This window comes from Alteromonas sp. M12 (assembly GCF_037478005.1).
In the GTDB taxonomy this organism is placed as follows: domain Bacteria; phylum Pseudomonadota; class Gammaproteobacteria; order Enterobacterales; family Alteromonadaceae; genus Aliiglaciecola; species Aliiglaciecola lipolytica_A.
On sequence record NZ_CP144164.1, the window covers coordinates 3648681 to 3666825 of the forward strand.

The following is an 18145-nucleotide window of genomic DNA, read 5'->3' on the forward strand; positions in this document are numbered from 1 at the left end:
TAAAGGTGTCTCACTATTTGAGACAAAAAGTTTATATAGTGTATTTAATTTGTGAACACTTTGTAAGAAGGGAGATTTGAAAATTAATCATTAACAGCAAAAAGCCCATAGCAAGGTGCATTCTGCTACAGGCAAAAAACAGCGTATTACTCGGGTGAACCGACCTGAGAGCGCAGGATACCGATACCTTCAACTTCCAGTTCAATGTTATCTCCCGGTTCTATCCATCGCTCAAGTTCGTCACCACAACCAAAGGCGATGGTACCAGAACCAATAAAGTCCCCCGGATAGAGTGTCTCAGACTTTGATACATGTTCTATGATTTGCGCAAAGCTCCAATACATGTCAGATGTATTGCCCGACGACCAAGTTTCTCCATTTATTCGTGCTTCCATTTTCAGGTTTGCAGGATCAATTTCATCGGGTGTAACCAGACAAGGTCCCATTACGTTCCCCATATCCATATCTTTTCCCTTCGCAGGCCCTAAAAGCATAGTGATTTCCTGCTGAAGAACGTCTCTTGCACTAATATCATTAAATATGGTGTAACCGGCAATATAAGACGCTGCATCTTCAGCACTTATATTGCGTCCCGTTTTGCCTATATAAATACCGAATTCCAATTCAAAATCGAGCTTTTTAGTATACTTTGGCCATGGGATAATGCTGTTATTACCGCAAACCGTGCTTGTATTACCTTTGTAATAAAGCGGCTGTTGATACCAAAGCTCTGGAATCGGTTTACCCGTTCGTTTTTCAAAATTCTTGGCGTGGGTTTCGAAGCTGATAGTATCGCGTATGGAATTTGGACGTAACACAGGGGCGAGCAAAGTAACTTGCGACATCAAAAATTGTAAAGGCTGGTTGTCAGGTCCAAACATGGGTTGATTATTTGTGTAGCGAGATTTAACAAAATTCAATCCTTTTTTCGCCTCTTCCATGCTGTAGCTGCCGCCTTGTAACAGCAACAACATATCAGCGGGAACAATTGCATCGGCTATTTGCTGACAACGTTCAGTATCAGTGTGCTGTTTCAAATAAAATGCGTAAGCGAAATTAAGATCGACAACATACTCGCGCAATTGCGCACCTATACGGTTGATCGGTCCAAAGGGAGAGTCGACAGAAAAAGAAATAAGTTTCATAGGTGTAATCCTTGCCAAATAATATTTGTCGTTAATAAAAACGAGTTTTAGTTTCGATAAGCTGAGTTAATTGTTTGCAATGAAAAGCTTTAGTTGACGCAGCAAACGTTCGTTATTTATTGCCACTTTTTTGTCACCGCGCCCGTCGTGATACTGATACCAGCCCTCACCGGATTTTAATCCTAATTCCCCACGCTCAACTTTATCGATAAGTTGTTGCGAGGGTAAATCGGCTTTGCTTAACGTTGGGAAAATGTTGGCTGATGCCCTAGCTGCGGTATCTAAGCCAATCATATCCTCGGCTTCCATTGGTCCAAGGCACGCAAGCCTGAAACCATAACTGGCCTTTACAGCAGTATCTAAGTCTTCAGGTGAGACTACCCCTTGCTCCAACAAATAATCGATTTCCCGCTCCATAGCACCGGTTAGACGGTTAATGATAAATCCCGGAATTTCTTTTCTAACCAAAACCGGCTGTTTGCCAATTGATTTCATTAGTTCAAGGGTTAAATCAATAGTCTGTTGTGAGGTCTGCGCACATTTATGCACTTCTACTGCTGGAATAATATGTGCAGGATTAAAGTAATGCAGGCCAATCAAACGATGCTGCGTGGCCATTTTGGCGCCGACTTCAGACACCGTCATACTGCTGGTATTAGTGGCTAGAATAATATTTTCAGGTAACTTATCTAGGCGCTCGAACAATGATTGTTTAAGCTCAATAAGCTCAGGTAGCACCTCAATCACCACATCCGTCGATGAGAGATACTCAGCGACATCGGTGGTTGCTGTGTAGCTAATTCGCTGAAGTATATCTTCTCGGTTTTCGGTGATTAATTGATGTTTTTTAAACTGCTCTAAATTACGCGCGATGCCATTTTCACATCGCACTAAGGCTTCTTCCGAAATATCATATACATCGACTTGTAAACCGGCTTGCGCAAAACCTTGCGCAATTCCTTCACCCATTACGCCCGCGCCAATTACCGCGACGCGCTTAATTTGCTTTATTTGTTGAGAAACCATGACTAATCACCCGATTTTTGCATTTAATTTGTTAAACTTTCGTTAACAATAGTAAGGGTGATAAGTATTCATCAGCAAGATAGGCGTTTCACCATATGAGACAATCTGCAGTATATGCGCAAATAATGCCACAACAGGGCCCACAGTTTACTTTCAAAGCGTTTCAACATGTGAAACACATGCATTGACCGGAGAATCGACCATTCGTAACCTAGATTTAACAAATTTATTACATTGATCGTTTCACGAAAATGCATTGGCGCATTGAGGAGTACTTATGAGTAATGTTGTACAAAGACGTTTTAAAAGAAACCCACTGGCACTAGCGGTTTGTACGCTTTTGCTAAATCCCATGGTTGGTAATAGTCAGCTATTTGCACAAGAACAACCCAACATCGCTGAAGAAGAAGCGGTAGAACAAATTCTTGTTTATGCGCGTAAACGCGGTGAACAGGAAAAAGATGTTCCCGTTTCTCTCACCGCAATGACTGGTGATGAGTTGACTCAAGCTGGTGTTTCTGACATTACCAGTTTATTTGCCCTGATGCCTGGAGTGGAAAATAACGCAGACGGCAGTCGTATCGCTAACAAACCTGCCATTCGCGGTGTAGGCTCTACCGAAAACTCATCAATCAGAGCTAAGGTCACCACCTTTATTGACGGCATTCCCATTGTCGGTGCTCAAGGGATGAGTTCTTTTGCAGGTTTACAGCAAGTAGAAGTACTTCGTGGCCCACAAAGTTCCGCTTTTGGTCGCTCTACATTTGGTGGTGCGATTAATTATGTTACCCGCGATCCGGATCCTTCTGGTGATTTAGAGTTTGATGTTAGAGGCAGACTTGGAACAGATGAAACCCGAGATGTTAGCCTGTCATTAATTACCCCCTTAATAGAAGATAAGTTGGCCGTGGCAGTCACCTTAGAGTCAAATAACTATGGTGGTCCAAGTGAATGGGTAACCACATCGGGTGATCAATTAGGCGCGAGAAAAGACAGCCTAGGTTCTGTGAAACTAGTGTATACACCCACCGATAATATTAAAGCTGAATTGATGTACCTCAACCAAGAAATTGATGACGGTCACACGGCTGTATTGTTTGCTAACCTTGACCAACTTGAGCCCTACGCCCTTGATAGTGACGGTTTATGTGTCATCAATGGCGGCAGTAACGCCTGTGTGATAAACGGCGAAATCGATCATATAGAGCCTTATTTTGACTACAACTTTGATCACGCGGTTAACCCCGTCGTTAATCCTGGTACACGGGTTGATCGTGAACGGATTCAAGGCTCAGTTGAGATTGAGTTTGATAACGGCATGGCGTTAACAGTCTTAGGCGCTGTCACTGACGAAGTGGGTGATACCTCTTTTGATCGTGATGCCTACAATGATGTGACCACCATACATGTGGCCTCTTCACCAGAAAGCGATGAAACTTATGCTGAAGTGCGTTTGGCCTCATCAGACGAAGGAGACTTTAACTGGTTAGTCGGTGCTTCTTTATATGAGTACGACTATTTGAATACGGTATATGCGAATAAATCTACCGGTGCGGTGATGGACTTATATTCTGAAGGCGCAAGAAATATCGGCGTATTTTTCAACCTTGGTTATCAATTTACCGACCGTTTAACTGGCTCGATTGAAGGACGTTACCAATCTGATGAGATAGACAGTGTTTATCCAGAAAATGCAGCCAGAGGAGTTGACAGTGATATTCAATCCAGCAGCGATACTAAATCGTTCCAGCCTCGTATTGCCCTAAGTTATGAATTAGACAACAACAATAATGTTTATGCTCAGTTAGCTCGAGGTACTAACCCTGCAGGCTTCAATGCCAATGCCCTTGATCCAATTTTGCTGCAAACTGCCGCAGAAGAAAGCTTCGATTTAGATGCATTTCAAACCTATGAAGAAGAAGTGATTGTGAGTTATGAGCTAGGCGTAAAAGGGTATTTGCCAGACCACGACTTCCGCTATTCTTTAGCCCTCTACTATTTAGATTGGGAAGGCTACGTTCAGCCAGCTACAGCTAACTGGACTCCCTCTGATGGCGAGCTATCTGAAGGCACGACTGCAGATGATTACTACTCTCGATTATTTCTAAATACCGGAGATTTAAGTGGTGCGGGAATCGAATTTGAAGGTGAATGGCAACCAATCGACTATCTTGACATAGGTACTGCTATCTCTTACACCGGACTGGAATTTAAAGATGATGCATGTTCACCCATTCCGTTAGATTATGGTGTTGCTGCAACTTCTACTGACCCTTATAACTGTGCTGCAACTATTGGTGGCAATGCGCCGCCTATGTTATCGCGGTTCACTTGGTCTTTAAATGCTACCTACACGGTGGAACTAAACAGCGATTTAGTGTCTTATAGCCGAGTTGACTACCAATATCGTTCCAAACGTTATGTTGAGCAAATCAATACCGACTACTTACCTGCATATTCTATGGTTAATCTGCGCAGTGGTATTCGCGCCGATAACTGGTCAATCGAATTGTACGTCAATAATTTGTTTGATGAAGACTCTCCTGCAGGCGCAGTGCGCTTTTTTGATGGACGCATCTCAGGTATGTCTTACAACACTAGTGTTCGCTTGCGTGAACCAAGAACCGCTGGAATTAATCTAGCCTACAGTTTCTTTTGATTAGTGCTTTAAGAGGTATTAAGTATTATGAATATAACTAAGTCTGTTTTGCACCTTATTGGTGTGTTGGTTTTAAGCGTTTGTATTAATGGTTGTGTTAAAACGGAAGCTGAAACTCAAATAGCGTCACAAACTAATCCTAAGCCGAATATTATTTTTATTCTGCTAGACGATTTAGGCTACGGTGATGTGGGGTATTTAGGGTCTGAGATTAAAACGCCTAATATAGACGCGTTGGCCAATCAAGGCGTGGTTATAAGTCATAGTTATGCTTATCCCATATGCAGCCCCACTCGGGCTGCTTTAATGACCGGAAAAAACCCTCTAGGGTTTGGCATTGATGGGCCAATGGAAAACGATGCTATGCTGCCTGAGAGCCTGACAACTATGCCTGAGATGTTTCGGGATGCAGGTTACCAAACCTGGATGGTAGGGAAATGGCATTTAGGCATGGCTAAGAAGTCTGCAATGCCCCACAACCGAGGATTTGATGATTTTTATGGTTTCCTAGGTGGTTTTGTTGATTTCTATACTCATGTGTATTTTGGTGGTCTTGATTGGCAACACAATGACACCTCACTGCGAGAAGAAGGACATGCCACTGATTTGTTAGCCCACAAGGCAATCGAAAAAATCCAAAATTATAACAACGATGCTCCCTTTTTCATGTATTTATCATTAAATGCACCACATACGCCTTTGCAATATGTGCCTGAGCCAATTTACGACTATAGCGCGATACCATCGGCTGACCGTCGTGTATTTGCTGACATGACATCTCATGTTGATCAGCGTATTGGTGAAGTACTTCAAGCACTTGAAGACAAAGGTATTGCCGACAACACCTTAGTGGTATTTATGAGCGATAATGGAGGTAACTTGGAAGCGGGAGCGAACAACGGCCAACTGTTAAAAGGCAAAGCTAGCGCCTACGAAGGCGGGGTTCGTGTACCTACCATTGTGCGCTGGCCAGCAGGTTTGAGTAAGAAGAATATTGCAGAATCACCACTTTTTACGCAAGACTGGCTGCCCACTTTACTAGACGCCGCGGACATCCAATATGATCCATCTAATTTTGATGGTCAGAGTATGTTTACGCTGTTAAAAACAGGAACCACAGACAATACTCAAAGGACAGTTTTACTTGGTACGGCAAAATCAAAAGCCGTGTATCAGTGGCCGTTTAAACTGATAAAAGAAGGTACTGATACCTTGTTGTTTAATCTGCTAGAGGACGAATTTGAACAACATAATTTAGCCGCAATGCACCCAGGTTTAGTAGCTGCCTTGTCAAAACAGTTAACCTCAAGAACAGCGCTCCCTTCAAAAGCGGCGAAAGGTCCTCCTCCAGAATCGCTTTTCTATGGACCTGACGGTAACTTTATCTACGATATACGTAAACCCGAAACCCGTGCTCCTTGGGTGGAAACAGCAGAATAATAATTAGCTAACAGGTGCAGTAATGAATTCAGAATACACTCAAGACGTCGCGTTTAATTCAGATTTTGGTGCATTACAAACACCTGTTCACATCACTACTGCAGCCCTACTATCGGGTTGGCCTGCACATAAATTTGCAGGCCATTTTCGGTATTTAGATTTAGCTTGCGGGAATGGACATACCTTAACGCTATTAGCGGATGCCTACCCCGAAGCTGAGTTTGTTGGAGTAGACATCAATCCAACACACATTGAACAAGGGCAAACACTCGCCCGCCAAGCAAATTTAAAAAATCTACAATTTTTCTGCAGCGATATAGCCGATGCTGGGCAATTAAACCTGAAGGAGTTTGATTATTGCACGGCCAGTGGCGTATTTTCGTGGCTCGATGAAAAACGCCAAACAGATTTATTCGATGTTGCGACCCGTGCACTTGCACAAGGAGGCTTATTCTTTTTAGATTACTGTGCCTTACCGGGTATTACTCAAAACGCGACTTTGTATGGCATGTTGCAACAACTCTCCACCGAGTATTCAGGATCTAGTGCTGAGAAGCTCAAAGGTGCGAGTCAGTTACTGGCTGAAGTCAGAGGAAATAACGGCCAATTCTTCCAACAAAATGGTCAAGCAAACGAGCGTTTTTCCCGATTGCTTGCAAATGCCCCAGAGGATGAAGCCCACGAAGTGCTCAACCTGCAACCTCGCAGCGTTTGGAGTCGCGACATTATTGCAAAAGCACAAAGTGTTGGGCTTGAGTTTGTCGGCAGTGCGGGCCTACATCATAATATAGCCGAATTTTCTGCACACTTGGGACTACCAGCTAATAGCGAACAGTTTTCAGTGGCAACACAGCAAATGTTGCAAGATATAGCTTGGAATATTGCACAACGTAAAGATATTTATTGTAAAGGGGCCAAACCTTCAACCTCGTCATTGTTACAAAGAGTTGGAGAATGTCATTTTTATTTTGCGCCAGGCGCCCTTAGCGATAACATGATTGGCCACATTACGACTCAATTTCCAGCCGCCAACCTACTCACCCCGACTATTGTATCTTTGCTTAGAGATCATGCAGATTGCAGTACGATAAACGCGTTGATCAATAAATTATGTGAGCGTTACCAAGCGAAACTAGCCAGTTCTTTTTTAGAAGCTGAAAAGCTAGTGACTCAATTGCTGGCTACTCGGGTTATGTCATTGGCGAAACCAATTGCCCCATCTTCGCCACAAGGTACTTTATGTATGCCTTCTTTATTGAATCAAACCTTGCTAAAACAAGATATTCATCTTGAGCATGGAAGACCCCTTGCTTCGCCGTTGATTGGTACACGTTTGCTGTTACCTATCAAAGATAGATTGTATTTATGGGCGTTGGTATTCGGTGACGTTGGTGCGGCATGGGATAAATTAGGCGACTTGCAGAATGCGTTTCATGATGCAAATGGTCAACCGATAACGAAACAAACCTTTGCAGCAATTATTGCTCAAAGCCAACCCGCTTTTAATCAACGGGTTGTGCCCGAGCTGTTACGCTTGGGCATTCTTCAATACCGTTAATTGCAAGGCCTTTAATTGCAAGAGAAGCCACCATCGATATTAATCACTTCGCCAGTCACTAAGTTTGAAGCAGCGGATGCTAAAAACATAAAGATTCCATTAAAGTCTTCAGGCTCTCCTAGGCGTCCTAACGGGATTCGACTTAGCACATCGGCGCGTTTGTCGGCAGCTTCTGGCTCAAACAACCAACTCGTTAATGCCGAGCGAAATACTGTAGGCGCGATGGCGTTAACACAAATATTATGTGGTCCAAGTTCCACGGCTAAAGAACGAGTAAGCATATTGACTGCAGCCTTAGATGTACCATACGCGGAAGTACCGGCAGCGGTAGCAAACTGAGCACGCACCGAGGAAACTAAGATGATTTTTCCGCCACGACCTTGCTCGGTCATCACTTTACTGGCTTCCCTTGATACCAGCCAGCTTTGTTTAACGTTTGCATCCATAACACGATCAAATTCTTCTGGGCTCATTTGTGCTATGGGTTTAACTACTGCGGTACCTGAAGCACAAACCAGAATATCAAGGGGATGTTTTTGAGTAGCATGCTCAAGCATGCGAGTGACGGCTTCTTCGTTTTCCGGTCTGCCCACAAAATAGGAAACCTCTACCCCGTAAGACTGAATTTCCTGTGCAAGGGCCGATAATGTCTCACTATTCGAGCCTGTTAATGTAATGTTTGCACCTGCTGCGGCCAACGCTCTTGCTGCTGCCGATCCTAACGCACCCGTAGCACCAACTACGAGGGCTGACTTGCCATCAAGGCTAAATAAAGATGCTGGTGAAGTTTGTTGCATAATTGTAACTCCCTTAAGTTTCAAACTGACAATAAATTGCCTCCAACCCAAGTATTCTGCAGTCTCAGCCTAAAAACCATTTAAATTTAAATAGTGTTTCAATAGTTAAGACAACCCTGTCGAAGCGTCCCTTTTCCCGTGCAATACTCTTTTCACACCTTGCAACTGTGGATAACAAAATGACCGTTAGAACAGAACCAAACACTGGCCTTCAATTTGTAGAGTTGAGCCACCCATGGCATCACAATCAACCCGTTTTGCCTGGACACGATGAACTTATTCTATACCGTTCAGTGAATCACGCGAAACATGGTGTGATGAGCCAGAAATTTAAAACGACTTTTCATACTTCAACACATGTTAATGCGCCTATTCATTTAGTCTCTGGTGCCAAAGGCATCGGCGAATTGCCGCTAGAAACATTCTGGGGTACAGGCGTCGTAATTTCTATACCCAAACAAAAATGGCAGCAAGTTAGCGCCGCTGATTTAGCTTCATTTGATCAATATATTAATGCCGGTGATATCGTTTTGATCAACACCGGATGGCATCACCTTTATGCTGATAGCCAAGCCTATTTTGGCCACTCTCCAGGCATCACAGAAGATGCAGCTCAATGGTTCGTGGATAAAAAAATCAAAATGTTGGGAGTAGACACTCCGCAAGTCGACCATCCTCTTGCTACCTCGTTAGGGTTGCACAGAAATGGCCCAACAATGAAACGACTAGCCCCAGAATATGAAGCTGAAACCGGCCGAAGTGCAAGTGAAGACTTTCCTGATTGGATACCAGCTCACAAATTATTGTTACAGAACGGCATTCCAACTATCGAGAATGTAGGCGGCGACCTTGACTCTGTCACCGGCAAACGCACTACCTTCCATGCCATGCCTTGGCGTTGGAATGAAGGAGATGCTTGCGTAATTCGATTAATGGCAATTTCAGATCCAAATGGGCAATACCGTATCGAACCCGGTACGAATCAGGAATAAGGAGAGCGTAATGTCACAAACAACACAAGGTTTACAGTTTTTTGATTTAAGTAATCGTTGGGGACATGGTATGCCTCAATGGCCATCTAGCCCTAAAGGTATTGCCATTAGCACCCAACAATTTCATGCCATGAATGGCTGCCAAGTACTTGAATGGGAAGGCATTATGCACCGCGGCACCCATATGGATGCACCTATTCATGTAACCGAAAACGCGCCACATTTAGATGACTTTGAGCCTTGGCGCTTTTTTGGCACCGGCGTAGTAGTGTCGATACCGAAAGGAAAATGGGGCGTAGTAACACCCGAAGATTTAGATAAAGCCAGACCACAAATCCGCGAAAACGACATTGTGATAATCAATACTGGCAGCCACAAAAACTTGGGGGATAACGATGAATATTATCAATATTCCCCGGGACTTTATAAAGAAGGCGCTGAGTGGCTGGTTGAGCACAAAATAAAATTATTGGGCATTGATGTACAGGCCTTAGACCACCCTCTTGGGACTAAATTGGTAGATCATGGTCCTGGCCCTACTCACCACCACTTATTTAAAGAATACAAAGAAGAAACAGGTCGCGATGTGATGAAGGACTTCCCACATTGGGAACCATCTCATAAAGCACTACTTGCAGCGGGGATCCCCGGTATCGAAAACGTTGGTGGAGACATCGATAAAGTCACCGGAAAACGCTGTACTTTTATGGGCTTCCCATGGCGCTGGCCTGGTGGCGATGGCTGCGGTATTCGACTTGTGGCGATTATTGACCCAGAACAATCTTATGTGATCGATAAAGGAGACGATTATGCAAGTAACTAAATTGAAAGACGCCAAAACCTATGAAGCTAGACAACATTGGGATATGGCAGGTTTACGACTACAAGGCGCAGATGCCACCAATATCGACGCATTTAGCTGTTGTTTATCTTACTTCCTCCCCGGTGGCGGTGCGGAATGGGCTTCTTCTCCAAACGAGAAAGCTTATATCGTACTCGACGGCGAAGTGACTATTCTTACCAAGGAAAATGGAACTCAAAAAGAAACGGTTTTAGGTCCACTAGACTCTTGCGTCATTGAATTTAATGAAGAACGCGCAGTTGAAAATCGCAGTAATAAAGTTGTCACTATGCTTGTAGTGATATCCAACTAGGAGGATCAGATTATGATATCTGAAACGTTGAAAAATCCATTATCTTTGTTTGACGTGAGTAACAAATCAGCATTGATTACAGGTGCATCCGGGGCCTTTGGTCGCACTGTGGCCATCACCTTAGCATCACTTGGCGCAAAGTTGACTTTAGTGGCTGGCAACAAACAAGAATTAGAAGCAGTTGCAGAGGAATGTCGCGGAGTGGGCGGCACTGTACAAACTCTAAATTTGCGTCCAGATACATTAGAAGACGCCAATGCGATGGTGAATGCAGCGGTAGAAGCCTATGGCGATATTGAATTGATGTTTATCGGTTCAGGTTACAACAAGGCAGGTTTTATTCACGAACAAGATTATGAAGATTGGCAAGCTGTTATGGATGCTAATGTGCGTGGTAACTGGTTCATGGCTAAAGCTTATGGCACCTATCGCATCAACAATAACTTAACTGGCGGTAAAGTAGTTATGGTGTCGTCTGTGCGCGGTCGCCACGGCAATATTTCAGGCTACACAGGTTATTGCACCAGTAAAGGTGCTACCGATATGTTGACCAAAGTACTCGCTACTGAGTGGGGACAACATGGTATCAACGTCAACTCAATTGCGCCTACGGTATTCCGCTCAAAACTCACCGCTTGGATGTTTGACGAAGACAATGAATTAGGACAAGCAACTAAGCAGCGTTCTTTGTCTCGTTTACCTTTGGGACGCCTCGGCGAACCAGAAGATTTAGTCGGTATGGCGTTGTATTTATTGTCACCTGCTTCAAATTTTTGTACAGGTCAGATTATGTACGTTGATGGCGGCTTTACAGCGGGGTAATGACAATGGCAGATCAACCTAAGGTCACCGTAATAGGTGCAGGCTTAATGGGACACGGTATTGCTCAGCGCTTTTTAGCTGCTGGTCACCCAGTCAATTTAGTTGATCCCAATTTGCAAGTGCTTGAGCAAGCTGAGCAGCAAATCAGTGACATTTTTACACTGCTTGAACAACCTTATGATAAGGGAGATCTTTTAAGCCTATACACAGAGATACAACCTGCGGTGGAAGACGCTGAGTTTGTCATTGAAGCAGGACCAGAAATACTAGATGTAAAACGTGACATCTTTAGCCAACTCGCCCGCTATACCAGTACAGAGTGTATTTTAGCGAGTAACACCTCGGCCATCCCGATTTCTGAGATAGCCAAAGGTATTTTGCATCCACAACGTATTGTGGGTGCCCATTTCTGGAATCCACCTCACTTAGTGAGATTGGTTGAAGTGGTGCAAGGGGATGAGACTAGCGTAACAACGGTGGAACAGACCATTGCATTACTTGATGCGGTAGGCATGAAATCAGTTCACGTTAAACGGGATATTCCAGGTTTTATTGGCAACCGTTTACAGCATGCAATGAAACGCGAAGCCATTGCCATGCTTGAAGCTGGGGTCTGCGATGCAGAAACCATTGATGACGTGGTGAAGTACGGATTTGGCCAACGCCTAGCGGTGCTCGGTCCACTGGAGCAATCTGATTTAGTCGGACTGGATCTCACCCTGCGTATTTTAACCACAATTTATCCATCACTAGATACCAGTTCAACACCGCAAGCCGCATTGGTTGAGCGAGTCGAAACTGGACAATTAGGCATGAAGACGGGTGGCGGTTTTCGCCAATGGACGCCTGAAGCCGCAGACGACGTGCGCACTCGCGTACGTGAACACTTAGTCGCGAAAGCGAAACAAACAACAACTAATTGAGCGAAAATCGCAACCTAAAGAGGACAACATAATGGCTATTAATCAATATTATCAAGTACCTAAATTGGAAGAATACAGCGAAAAGTTTAAGGACTTTTTCAAGTTCAAACGTGAAAATGGCATTCTCGAAGTGAAAATGCATACCAAAAACGGTCCAGTAAAGTGGAGTTATCAGTTCCACCACGCACTTGCTGAATTATGGACAGTCATTGGTCACGATAAAGAAAATGAAGTACTTATCCTCACCTCAACTGACGATAAGTGGATCAACGAATGGGATGTTGAGTCATTCAAAGAAGTTGAGCAATCACCAGATGACGACAAACGTTTTGATGTGCAAATCTACGACACTCTCAAAATTGTAGAGAACTTTATTAATGATCTAGAAATTCCCACAATAGCTGTAATTAACGGCAAAGGGATTCATTGGGAAATGTGTATGATGAGTGACATCACCCTTTGTACTCCTGATTTCGTGTTGCAGGATGACCACTACGGCATGGATAGCGGCCATGTACCTGGTGACGGTATGGGTCTTTGTCTACAGGAAATCTTAGGTGTGAAACGCGGTAACTATATGATGCTGACATGCGAAGCTATGGATGCTCAAACCTGTTTAGAGCTTGGCGCAGTAAACGAAGTAGTAGAGCGCGAGAACATTGTAGATCGTGCTTGGGAAATAGCCCGCAACATTATGACTAAAAGTCGTTCATGCCGCCGCCTGACCCATTACATTTGTGTTCGTCCATGGAAAGCCGTGGTTGAAAGAGACTTTAGAATCCATGTTTTATCTGAAATGTATTCATTTAATATGTCCAAGTCAGAGCACGATTTTGAATATATAAAATACGATGAAGAAAAATAGAGTGAGTAAATAACCACAGTGAAAAAAGATGCTTCGGCATCTTTTTTATTGTCGCTTCATTTTTCAGCTTGGCTCCTAATGATAGGCCGTTGCTAGAAAAGTAGAATGACTAAAACCTGCACTTAGCACAACGTTGTTTACAGTGTTTTTTTGATGTTTATACCTAAACGTTTAGCAAGCCTAACTAAGTTCGCCCTATCTAGGTCAAGTGCGCGAGCAACCGCTGCCCAATTGTAATTGTGCAGTTTTAACTGTTCAGTGATTAAGTTGTACTGCAATGACTCAACGGTTTTTTTCAACGATTGATTGGCTGCATAATCGACAATGTTTTGCTCTGAAGTCGTCACATTTTGCTGTATCTGTGGCATTAAGTCACAATGTTCACGAGTAATCGTAACTATCGGGTTTTGCCACTGACTCTGCATTGCTTTTAATGCACTGCGACTAATCACATGTTCCAGCTCCCGAACATTACCAGGCCAACCATATTGATTGAGTAGCAACTGTGCTTCAGTGCTTAGTTTAAGTTGTTTTATGCCTAATTTACGGGCTGTTTGCTCGATAAAATAACCGGCTAATAAAGTCACATCATGTTCGCGTTTTCGCAGTGGTGGCACTTTGATAGGATAGACACTCAGCCGATGATATAAATCAGCCCTGAAACGCCCTTGTGCCACTTCTTTTTTCAAATCCCGATTGGTCGCAGCCACTACCCTTACATCCACATACTTCAGGGTGTCTTCACCAACAGTTTGTATTTCACCGCTTTGCAAAACGCGAAGTAACTTACTTTGCATTGCCAAAGGAAGCTCGCCAATTTCGTCTAAAAATATGGTTCCACCATCGGCTAATTGAAACTTGCCTTGACGTGCGTTCTGCGCGCCGGTAAATGCCCCTTTAGCATGTCCAAAGAACTCACTTTCCGCAAGGTTTTCAGGTAATGAAGCACAGTTGAGATGAATAAGAGGTTGATCGTTTCGCGCAGAATGCAAGTGGATATTACGTGCAACTAATTCTTTTCCAACGCCTGTTTCACCTAAAATAAGTACACTAAAATTAGACCCAGCGACCAATTGAATATCATTTTTAAGGGTTTGTATTGCCGGACTTTGACCAATAATTTCGCCACCATCACGGGTTAACGCTTCGCGGTTGAGCTCTTGTACCAGAGCAGTAGACTGTTGCGCATGATGTTTGTATTGCGCAAGCTGCAAGGCAATTTTGAAGTGGGCGCTACAAAGTGCTTGTAACTTATTTAAGGTTTCACTGCTGATATTATTAAAGGCGCTGGCATTCAAACTATCAAATGTAAGCACCCCCAATAACAAATCCCCATCTAATAATGGTAAACCTAAACAGGCATGAACTGGAATATCTCCCTCTTTTGCTAAAAGTAAACCGTCATATGGATCAGGTAAGGGACAATCGTGAGCAAACTGCAAAGCCTGTTTAGCACTGCATATGGCTTCTAATCTAGGGTGTTCTGATATGTTAAAGCGCCGTCCCAAACTGTCTGGCATCAAACCTTTGATGGCAAGCGGTTTTAGTTGCTCACCTTGGAACTGTAACAACGCGCTAGCATCACAAGGAACAACTTGTTGAACGGTGTTGAGTAACAAATCATAAACTTGCTGGTGCAAAGTTGCTTGTGCCAGTTGCAATGCTACCTTTGAAAAATCAACTTGCCTAACCATGTCAAAAAGACCCATTCGAGTTATATAAACACGTTAAACAATAGGTCATTTCGACTCTAAATGTAAAGCACAAATACCTAACCAATTGAATTTTATCAATAAAATTTATTGGCACGAAACCTGTAAAGTCATTATTGAAGTAAGTGTAATCAACACCTGCAATATTCCAACCAAGGTAAGTGTTTAATAGGAAGTTATGAACACAGTAAATAGACAATTAACCTTTGATACACAGTTTAAATCATTATTGCTAGGCGCTAATTTAGTACTGATTATTAGTGTTATTTTATTCGTTCTGAGTATTTTAATTAGTTACCCCTTTGCCGAGTATTTTTCAATGTTGACGCAAACATTTTCCCACATTAGTACGATTATTGTGGCTGCCATTTTGAAAGTCGGCTACGTCGTTCGCTGTATAGCGCAGCACGGCTTAGGTCAGGAGGTACGTTAATGCGCCCTATCAATTTACAGGAGCCAGAAACACCGAAAAAAGGTATTCTAGCGTTTTCCAAAAGTCCTGTTTGGATGCTTGCCTTTAGACCATTCTTTTTGATGGGAGCGATGCTCGCACTGGTATCTGTGGGTTATTGGCTGCTGATTTTAACTGGATACACTGCGTGGGAATTAACAATTCCCGCAACGCTTTGGCACGCTCACGAAATGTTATTTGGTTTCGCTGGGGTAGTCGCGGTAGGATTTTTACTGACAGCAGCACAAACTTGGACAGGAGTTCCAAGTATCAGTGGAACGCCTTTAATCTGGCTCACCTTTATATGGTTAGCTGCGCGATTTTGTTTTTTTATCCTTGTACCAGACTTTGCCAACCTGAATTTATATTTAGTCATGATACTGCAGTTAATTTGGTGGTTAGGCGCGATAGCGACTCTGGCTAACATGTTGTTCAAAGTAAAAAATAAAAATAACTATCCCTTGTTAGCCGTTTTGGTTGTGCTTTGCGCATTAAACACCTTCTATTTGGCGTTAATATTGAACCATGATGTGCAGTATGCTCTGGCCACCGTCGATACTGCGGTATTAATTATGACCTTGTTAATTGGCATTGTTGCTGGCCGAGTTATCCCCTTTTTTACCGCCAAAGGATTGCAGCTCGCCAAGCAAGTAAGCACGCCTAAAATCGATATCGCGCTTTTGTATTCTTCAATACTTGCCATTGCTTTATTTTTTATCAGTAAGTTATTTCTTAACGATATTAATCCAGCTTTAGGATTCACCTTGGTTGCCGTGCTGCATCTGATTCGATCGTATTTTTGGTGGAATAAAGGTGTGTTAAACGTGCCTTTATTATGGTCGTTACACATTTCTTACTTCACATTGAGTGTGGGATTATTTTTAGTCGCTTTAAGTTTAAGTAGCGAGCTAATACCGTTCCAAGATGCGCTGCACCTTATCACCATCGGTACTATTGGAATGATGATTTTAGCCATGATGACCCGTGTATCCCACGGTCATACAGGAAGACCCTTAGTGATCCCACATTTTATGGCAGTCGCATTTGCGCTCGTGATGGTCGCAGGAATTATTCGCTCGCTTTTTCCCCTATTTATTGAGTCATACCTTGCGTGGCAATTGAGTGCTGTGTTGTGGTTAGTGGCCTTTTTATTATTTTTGATTCATTGCATACCGATTTTAACTCGGCCTCGCATTGATGGTCGTCGTGGATAATAGTCACAACACTTTAGGATACAAATATGCTAACTGATAACACTATAAAAATAGTTAAAAGCACAGTTCCGCTATTAGCGGAAGCTGGCACAGTCATAACTGAACATTTCTATAAACGTATGTTTAGTCACAACCCAGAACTTAAAAATATTTTCAATATGACAAACCAAGCAAAAGGAAAACAACAATTTGCATTATTTAACGCCTTAGCTGCTTACGCGCAAAATATTGATAAATTGGCTGTACTAAAAGATGCACTGGAACGGATTAATCATAAGCATGCCAGTCTTAATATTTTACCGGAACACTATCCAATTGTAGGTGGACACTTAATTGCTACCCTCAAAGAGCTCATTCCTGACCAATTTACCCCCGAGGTGGAGTATGCCTGGCGCGAAGCTTACGCAGTGTTAAGTGATATATGCATCACTGAAGAGGCAGCTTTGTACGCCCATAACAAAAATACCCAAGGTGGTTGGTCTGGCACACGTCAATTCGAAATGACGAATAAACAGCAAGAGTCAGAGTTAGTGACAAGTTTTGAACTTACCCCTGTAGATGGTAAGGAAGTAATTTCCCATAAACCTGGCCAGTATTTAGGGATCAAAATCAAACCTGATAATTGTCAGTATGAACAAATTAGGCAGTATTCTATTTCGCAAAAAGCTAATGGCAAAAATTATCGTATTAGCGTTAAAAAAGAGTTATTCCCCAAACCTGGCGTAGTCTCTAACTATTTACATTCTTTACCTCAAGGCAGTGTTGTAGAGCTATACCCGCCAGCTGGAGACTTCTATTTACGTGATAATGCAACGCCAACAGTGCTTGTGTCTGCAGGCGTCGGGCAAACTCCCATGATGGCCATGCTAGAAACTTTGTTGAGCGATAAACACACCGAAAAAATTATCTATTTACACGCATGCGAAACCCCAAAGCAACATTCATTTGCCAATGATTTAAATGAGCTTAGTCGCCTTTACAATCGCTTACAAACCGCGACTTGGTTTAATCAAGGTGGAGAAGGATGTAACTATACCGGCTTAATGAATCTTCGCGATTTAGATACGGAGTTGCCGATAAATAATGGTGAATTTTATCTTTGTGGTCCGGTTAATTTTATGGCTTTTATTAAAACTCAACTACTAGATTTAGGCGTTGATAACAGCCGTATTCATTATGAACTATTTGGTCCTCATCAAGATTTATAATCGTTAACACTGATCATTTTATTGCGCCCATTGGGTTGGGCGCATCTGCATATAGCAGCTCAAAGCTCATTCTCAATCAAGCACTAAAATAAACTAGAAATATACACTGTATCTCTATTATTTCCCCCACGAGTAAACAATCCGTATTTAATAAGTTAAGCTAGCGCCTCTTTTGTAAA

16 protein-coding genes are annotated in these 18145 nt (G+C 42.9%); 12 read left to right on the forward strand and 4 right to left on the reverse strand.

The window, feature by feature from the left end; genetic code table 11:
- Nucleotides 1-146 precede the first annotated feature (146 nt).
- Entirely contained in the window at nucleotides 147-1145 is a 999-nt protein-coding gene (locus tag VUI23_RS15645; RefSeq protein WP_342804937.1) for a fumarylacetoacetate hydrolase family protein, read from the reverse strand.
- A 66-nt stretch (nucleotides 1146-1211) separates the two neighbouring features.
- Nucleotides 1212-2171, reverse strand: a complete 960-nt coding sequence (locus VUI23_RS15650; RefSeq protein WP_216047135.1) for a 3-hydroxyacyl-CoA dehydrogenase family protein — start codon at nucleotides 2169-2171, stop codon at nucleotides 1212-1214.
- A 277-nt stretch (nucleotides 2172-2448) separates the two neighbouring features.
- Between VUI23_RS15650 and VUI23_RS15655 the strand changes: the two genes are divergently transcribed.
- From VUI23_RS15655 to VUI23_RS15665, 3 genes are read left to right on the forward strand one after another with little or no spacing between them, the layout of a single operon-like run.
- Nucleotides 2449-4830 (forward strand): TonB-dependent receptor, encoded by a 2382-nt coding sequence (locus VUI23_RS15655; RefSeq protein ID WP_342804938.1) that lies wholly within the window; start codon nucleotides 2449-2451, stop codon nucleotides 4828-4830.
- Nucleotides 4831-4857: 27 nt separating this feature from the next.
- The gene (locus tag VUI23_RS15660) at nucleotides 4858-6270 is read left to right on the forward strand and encodes an arylsulfatase (RefSeq protein WP_342804939.1); all 1413 of its coding nucleotides are present in this window, start codon (nucleotides 4858-4860) and stop codon (nucleotides 6268-6270) included.
- Nucleotides 6271-6292: 22 nt separating this feature from the next.
- A complete protein-coding gene (locus VUI23_RS15665) occupies nucleotides 6293-7828 on the forward strand; it encodes a class I SAM-dependent methyltransferase (protein ID WP_342804940.1) in 1536 nt (511 codons plus the stop codon).
- A gap of 11 nt (nucleotides 7829-7839) precedes the next feature.
- On the opposite strand, the gene VUI23_RS15670 is transcribed toward VUI23_RS15665, so the two are convergent.
- Nucleotides 7840-8625: an SDR family oxidoreductase gene (locus VUI23_RS15670; RefSeq protein ID WP_342804941.1), complete on the reverse strand. Its 786-nt coding sequence runs from the start codon at nucleotides 8623-8625 to the stop codon at nucleotides 7840-7842.
- 179 nt (nucleotides 8626-8804) lie between these two features.
- On the opposite strand from VUI23_RS15670, the gene VUI23_RS15675 reads away from it, so the two are divergent.
- Genes VUI23_RS15675 through VUI23_RS15700 form a run of 6 tightly spaced genes read left to right on the forward strand, consistent with a single transcriptional unit; the run spans nucleotide 8805 to nucleotide 13381 of the window.
- Nucleotides 8805-9617 (forward strand): cyclase family protein, encoded by an 813-nt coding sequence (locus tag VUI23_RS15675; protein WP_216047140.1) that lies wholly within the window; start codon nucleotides 8805-8807, stop codon nucleotides 9615-9617.
- Between the two features lie 10 nt (nucleotides 9618-9627).
- The gene (locus tag VUI23_RS15680; RefSeq protein WP_342804942.1) at nucleotides 9628-10440 is read left to right on the forward strand and encodes a cyclase family protein; all 813 of its coding nucleotides are present in this window, start codon (nucleotides 9628-9630) and stop codon (nucleotides 10438-10440) included.
- Nucleotides 10427-10771, forward strand: coding sequence for a cupin domain-containing protein (locus VUI23_RS15685; RefSeq protein ID WP_216047142.1), 345 nt, complete (start codon nucleotides 10427-10429; stop codon nucleotides 10769-10771). Before VUI23_RS15680 ends, VUI23_RS15685 begins: the two co-directional genes overlap by 14 nt.
- Before the next feature lie 12 nt (nucleotides 10772-10783).
- Nucleotides 10784-11593 carry an SDR family oxidoreductase gene (locus VUI23_RS15690; protein WP_342804943.1) on the forward strand — a complete coding sequence of 270 codons (810 nt, stop codon included), beginning with the start codon at nucleotides 10784-10786 and terminating at the stop codon, nucleotides 11591-11593.
- Between the two features lie 5 nt (nucleotides 11594-11598).
- A complete protein-coding gene (locus VUI23_RS15695) occupies nucleotides 11599-12516 on the forward strand; it encodes a 3-hydroxyacyl-CoA dehydrogenase NAD-binding domain-containing protein (RefSeq protein ID WP_342804944.1) in 918 nt (305 codons plus the stop codon).
- Between the two features lie 31 nt (nucleotides 12517-12547).
- Entirely contained in the window at nucleotides 12548-13381 is an 834-nt protein-coding gene (locus VUI23_RS15700; RefSeq protein WP_216047145.1) for an enoyl-CoA hydratase/isomerase family protein, read from the forward strand.
- 137 nt (nucleotides 13382-13518) lie between these two features.
- Here VUI23_RS15700 and norR read toward each other — a convergent pair whose 3' ends face one another.
- Nucleotides 13519-15075, reverse strand: coding sequence for a nitric oxide reductase transcriptional regulator NorR (norR, locus tag VUI23_RS15705; RefSeq protein WP_342804945.1), 1557 nt, complete (start codon nucleotides 15073-15075; stop codon nucleotides 13519-13521).
- 196 nt (nucleotides 15076-15271) lie between these two features.
- Between norR and VUI23_RS15710 the strand changes: the two genes are divergently transcribed.
- From VUI23_RS15710 to hmpA, 3 genes are read left to right on the forward strand one after another with little or no spacing between them, the layout of a single operon-like run.
- Entirely contained in the window at nucleotides 15272-15526 is a 255-nt protein-coding gene (locus VUI23_RS15710) for a hypothetical protein (protein ID WP_342804946.1), read from the forward strand.
- A complete protein-coding gene (locus tag VUI23_RS15715) occupies nucleotides 15526-16758 on the forward strand; it encodes an NnrS family protein (protein WP_342804947.1) in 1233 nt (410 codons plus the stop codon). Before VUI23_RS15710 ends, VUI23_RS15715 begins: the two co-directional genes overlap by 1 nt.
- A gap of 26 nt (nucleotides 16759-16784) precedes the next feature.
- Nucleotides 16785-17966: an NO-inducible flavohemoprotein gene (gene hmpA, locus VUI23_RS15720; protein ID WP_342804948.1), complete on the forward strand. Its 1182-nt coding sequence runs from the start codon at nucleotides 16785-16787 to the stop codon at nucleotides 17964-17966.
- Nucleotides 17967-18145 lie beyond the last annotated feature (179 nt).